Genomic DNA, 1,250 nt, shown 5'->3' with positions numbered 1-1,250 from the left:
GTTTTAATATCCCAATTACTTGGTTTGAAGATATTGTCATGCAACGCATGAGCTGTATTAACTGCAGCGACAACGACGTGATTGTTCTCATTTCTCATACTGGTCGTACGAAAAGCCAAGTTGAAATTGCGAATCTGGCTCGTGAGAACGGTGCAACTGTCATCGCTATCACTGCGAAAGATTCTCCATTAGAGAAAGCAAGTTCACTGGCTATCACTTTAGATATTCCTGAAGATACGGACGTATACATGCCAATGGCAAGCCGTGTCGTTCAAATGACTGTTATCGACGTATTAGCCACAGGCTTTACACTTCGCCGTGGTACAGGTTTCCGCGAAAACCTAAAACGCGTGAAAGATGCCTTAAAAGACAGTCGTTATGACAAGCTAAGTCAGTACTAAGCATTGATTAAGGGGAGCCCAATTGGCTCCCCTTTTTATTTCTTCTCGCAACGACTTTACTTGTATTTACTCATTTACACTTGATAAATCGCTTCTCGATTCCAATACCTCTACTGAACTCATGTGCGGCGTGCTTTCTGCAACGCAATCTCCACTGCAATCGCACACTTGTTTTAGTATGAACACCAAACGCTCCTGATTAAGAGGTAAAGGGTTACCTTTAATCGCAACAGACTTAAGCGCATCGTTTGCTACCTGTTCAAACGAAGTTTGGCAAACACCAAACTTACCAAGCAATGGCAATTCTAGCTTATCTAACACCATCTTGACCCAAAGCACGCCGTCATGTTCATTCGCATTCGCTCTGTCCGTGACAAGTTGAGCCAGTTTTCGATAACGATTGATCACATCATTTCTGCCCGCTTGCTTTGCTGCATTGATGTTTTCTTGCATCACATGGGGTGCTAAACGTGCAGTTATCACACTGTGCGGAGCATCAAGTTTCCCACCAAGTGCAGAGGCTAACCCATGAGCAGCGCCCAACTTAGCGTTAGTGATCGCCATCCCTCCAAGCAAAGCCGCAAAAGATAAATCCGAACGAGCCTTATGATTATCCTGCTTGCAGCCTGCAATCACTGATCGACTCAATCGACGAAGCCCTTCTTCGCATACCATATCAGTGAGAGGATTCGGCTCGCCGCACACATAAGCTTCCATCAGATGCGTAAATGCATCCATAGCACCTCGTCCAGATGTGTATTGATCAGTCCCATAAGTCAATGTTGGGTCGACAATCGCAACGTCAGCCAACATGTCCGGACTTCTTAAACTTACTTTTACTTTGTCCTG

At 45.0% G+C, this 1,250-nt stretch carries 2 protein-coding genes; one reads left to right on the top strand and one right to left on the bottom strand.

Annotated features, from left to right (window positions below; all coding sequences use genetic code 11):
- The coding region (locus R8N28_RS25460; protein ID WP_318183690.1) for an SIS domain-containing protein at positions 1 to 401 on the top strand (401 nt) is incomplete at its 5' end.
- Positions 402 to 467: 66 nt separating this feature from the next.
- Here the strand turns inward: R8N28_RS25460 and R8N28_RS25455 are convergent.
- The coding region (locus R8N28_RS25455) for an iron-containing alcohol dehydrogenase (RefSeq protein WP_318183689.1) at positions 468 to 1,250 on the bottom strand (783 nt) is incomplete at its 5' end.

Source organism: Vibrio sp. Vb1554 (assembly GCF_033344235.1).
This window is presented reverse-complemented; position numbering and strand designations above follow the sequence as displayed.